Annotated in this window: 3 protein-coding genes, 1 tRNA gene and 1 pseudogene; 3 read left to right on the top strand and 2 right to left on the bottom strand. The window is 63.7% G+C overall.

Annotated elements, in window-relative coordinates:
- Nucleotides 1-315, bottom strand: a pseudogene (locus tag ACJWXQ_RS09460) (thiazole synthase); the annotation flags it as partial.
- A gap of 154 nt (nt 316-469) precedes the next feature.
- Nucleotides 470-670 carry a sulfur carrier protein ThiS gene (thiS, locus tag ACJWXQ_RS09455; protein WP_346052170.1) on the bottom strand — a complete coding sequence of 67 codons (201 nt, stop codon included), beginning with the start codon at nt 668-670 and terminating at the stop codon, nt 470-472.
- A 116-nt stretch (nt 671-786) separates the two neighbouring features.
- On the opposite strand from thiS, the gene ACJWXQ_RS09450 reads away from it, so the two are divergent.
- The 3 genes from ACJWXQ_RS09450 to ACJWXQ_RS09440 form a co-directional block, all read left to right on the top strand.
- Nucleotides 787-860: transfer RNA gene (locus ACJWXQ_RS09450), tRNA-Gly, on the top strand.
- 78 nt (nt 861-938) lie between these two features.
- Complete coding sequence (locus ACJWXQ_RS09445; RefSeq protein ID WP_406672682.1) at nt 939-3,254, top strand: AsmA family protein; 2,316 nt, start codon at nt 939-941, stop codon at nt 3,252-3,254.
- Nucleotides 3,251-3,801: A/G-specific adenine glycosylase (locus tag ACJWXQ_RS09440; RefSeq protein ID WP_406672681.1), on the top strand; the 551-nt coding region annotated here is incomplete at its 3' end. The genes ACJWXQ_RS09445 and ACJWXQ_RS09440, both read left to right, overlap by 4 nt.

The raw sequence follows: 3,801 nt of genomic DNA, 5'->3' as shown, positions 1-3,801 counted from the left end.
GTGGCCGTCCAGCAGCTCCCGCGCCAGCCGGCAGGTGCGGACTGCGTCCTTGGCGGTGTAACAGCCGGCGGTGTTGGGCAGGATGGTGTACTGGTCCGGCGGCACCGCATCCAGCAGATTGGGCTCGTCCGCCTTCTGGCCGATATTGGAGCGGCGCAGGGCCACGGTCACGATCTCCGCGCCGCTGGCCTCAATGGCCGCGCGGGTCTCGGCGAAATCCTTGTACTTGCCGGTCCCCACCAGCAGCCGTGATTGATATTCCCGCCCGGCAATCACCAGCGGCTCCAGCGTCGGCGTGGTTTCGTTCTCAGTCATCTCGACTCCGAAATAGTTTCTAGAAGGCAGCGTAGGAGCGAATTTATTCGCGATTGGGGGCTGACTCTGACGCATGTTCGCGGATGAATCCGCTCCTACGGCAGCTTTGCACCCTTGTCCTCACAGCACTCAGCACTCAGCACTAAGCACTAAATCATCCCCCACCCACCGCCTGCACGATCTCCACCCGATCGCCATCCTCGACTCGAGTCTCGTCATGCTCACTGCGGGGCACGATCATGCCGTTGCGTTCCACGGCAATGCGGCGGCCTGTGAACTCCAGGGCCTGCAACAGTTCGGAAACCGTCATCTCCCGATCGAACTCCTGGGCCTCGCCGTTGATCTCAACACGCATCATGCTTGTCCTGCGGGGTGAATTGGAGGCGATATTCTAACACCGGGCGGGAATTTCCCGGAGTGGTTGCCTTGAATGGATTGGCCGGGCGACCTGGGTTAGAATCTGGCGACGATGCGGGTGTAGTTCAATGGTAGAACATCAGCTTCCCAAGCTGAGAACGTGGGTTCGATTCCCATCACCCGCTCCATCTTCCCCTCGCCTTCCGTTTGCGCCACCATGTAAGCCCTCAGGAACATGAGGTTCCTCAACACGGGAGGTTTGTCGCATGAAGAAGTGGCTCATCTGGCTGGGTGCGACCGTGGGCGGTCTGCTGGTGCTACTGGTAGTGGCCGCGGTCATCGCCGCCATGGTCATCGACCCCAACGATTACCGCGACGATATTCAGGATGCCGTTCGGGATGCCACCGGACGCGAGCTCCATATCGACGACGAGCTTTCCCTGTCCTTCTTCCCCTGGCTGGGCATCGAAACCGGCCATATCGCCCTTGGCAATGCCGAGGGTTTCGAGGGCGATTTCTTCAGCCTGGATGCCGCCGACATCCGCCTGCGGCTGTTGCCGCTGATCTTCCGGCGGCAGGTCGAAGTGGCCGAAATCCGCGTCGAAGGCCTGCGCCTCAACCTGGCCCTGAACGAGGAGGGGGTCAGCAACTGGGATGACCTGGTCGCCGACGTGGATCCCGAGGCGGTGGAGGAAGAAGCCCCGGAGGCGGCGGAATTCGATCTCGCCGAATTGGAAAGGATTCGCATCGGTGGCCTGCGCCTGATCGATGCTGCCCTGAGCTGGAATGATCAAAGTACCGGCATGCGGGCCAGCATCAGCAACTGGTCTCTCAGCCTGGGCGAGATCCGCCTGGGTGAGCCACTGGCCTTCAGCACCGCCCTGGATTTTGACCTCAATGAACCGGCCCTGAGCGGGCATTTCGAGGGCCAGGCCCGATTGATCGCCGATCTTGCCGGTGACGGCGCCATTCGCATCGAGGCCATGCAAATGGCCCTGGACGCCGAAGGCGAGCCCCTGCCGGTCTCGCCCCTGGCCCTGCGTCTGGACTGGCGCAGCCTGAGCCTGGACCCCGAGGCCCAGCGGCTGGTGATGGAAGACATGAGCGGGCGCATTGCCGACATGCCTTTCGCCGGGGGCCTGCAGATCGAGCAGCTCGACAGCGATCCGCTGATCCGTTTCGAACTCTTTTCCGGGGACTTCCCCGGCAGCGCCCTGATGCCCTTCATTCAGGATGGCCCCGAAGGTCTGGATCTTTCCGGGGTGGAGACCGTCAACTGGCGCTTGGCCGGCGGCCTGGATACCGCCGCCGACCGGCTCACCCTGGATGGTTTCGAATTGCGCCTGGATGAACTGACCGTCGAGGCCGATGGCAGTGTCGATGCCCTGCAGAGCGAAACGCCGGAGGCCGCCCTGAGTCTGAGCGTGTCCGAGTTTTCCCCACGTGCCTTGCTGACTCGCATCGGGCTGGCGGACATGCTGCCCCAGACCCGCGATCCGGATGTGCTGGAGCATTTCGCCCTGCGCGCCGGCATTGAGCATGGCCGCGAGGGCCTGCGTCTGGCCGACCTCAACATCCAGTTGGACGAGACCCTGATCGAAGGTGAACTGGTTCTGCCGGTGCTGGACCCGCCGGCCCTGCGTTTCGCCTTCCAGATCGATGCCATCGACCTGGACCGCTACACCGAGCCGGATGCCGATGAGCCGCCGCCGGAGGAGGGCGAGCCCCTGGACCTGGATGCCATCGAGATTCCCGCCGATGCCATCCGTGGTCATGACATCGAAGGCAGTATTCGGATCGGCGAGCTCGGCATGGCCGGCATCGCCATGACTTCCGTGCGCGCCGGCGTCAGCATCCGCGACGATGTGCTGCGCCTGTCGCCTATCAGCGCCGATCTCTATGGCGGTACCCAGACCGGTGAGCTGGTGGTGGACGCCAGCGGCGAAGTGCCGTCCATCCGCTTCAGCGAAGAGTTGGCCGGAGTGCGCATCGGCGATCTGCTCAAGGACATGTTCGAGATGGAGCAGATCACCGGTCTTGCCAATATCACCATGGAGGTTGCCGGCCAGGGCCATACCGTGGGCGAGCTGCGCCCGACCCTGAACGGCAACATGCGACTCCGTTTCGAGGAGGGCGCCCTGGAAGGTGTGGATGTCGCCTACCAGGTCTCCCAGGCCACCGTCCGTTTCCGCGAAGCGGCCAAGGTGCGGGAAGACCGTGGGCGGACGCCGTTCTCCGCCCTGGGGATCAGTGGCACGGTTGAAGATGGTGAACTCATCAGTGACGACTTCGGCATGCTGGTGGAGAATTTCGCCATTCGTGGCAGCGGTTCACTCAGCCTGGTGGACCTCAGTCTCGACTACAATCTGCGCGCCCGCATTCTGGAAGACCCACCCAGCGAGCTGCGTGCCGATGACTTTGATGTCCGCGGGCGGGAACTGCACTTCCGCGTTACCGGCACCGTGCTGGCACCGAGGTTGCGTTTCGACATAGAAAGCCTGCTTCGGGATCAGGCCGGCGAGGAAGTCAGGGAACGTGCCCGTGATCTGGAAGACCGCCTGCGCGACCGCTTCCAGCGATGAGCGATTCGGTCGCCAGCCCGGCCATTGTCGAGAAGGTTATTGCCCAGAAGGTCATCGAATGGCACCGGCATCACGGCCGACATGATCTGCCCTGGCAGCAGACACCCACGCCCTACCGGGTGTGGGTGTCCGAGATCATGCTCCAGCAGACCCAGGTCACCACCGTCATTCCCTATTTCCAGCGCTTCATGGAGCGTTTCCCGGATCTGGTCACCCTGGCCGACGCCCCGGTGGACGACGTCCTGCATCTGTGGTCCGGGCTTGGCTATTACGCCCGTGCCCGCAATCTTCACAGTGCCGCGGTGGTGATCCGCGACGAACATGGCGGGCGCTTCCCGGAAGCGATCGATGCCGTCGAGGCCCTGCCCGGCATCGGCCGCTCCACCGCCGGCGCCATTCTCTCCCTCGCCCTGGGTCAGTCCCACCCCATTCTCGACGGCAACGTCAAACGGGTGCTGGCCCGCTACCATCGGGTTGACGGCTGGCCAGGCCGCACCGCCGTGGCCCGTCGCCTCTGGGAACTGGCCGAAGCCCACCTGCCCGAGCG

Origin of the sequence: Natronospira sp., from assembly GCF_007134575.1 — a bacterium.
GTDB lineage: Bacteria > Pseudomonadota > Gammaproteobacteria > Natronospirales > Natronospiraceae > Natronospira > Natronospira elongata.
This window is presented reverse-complemented; position numbering and strand designations above follow the sequence as displayed.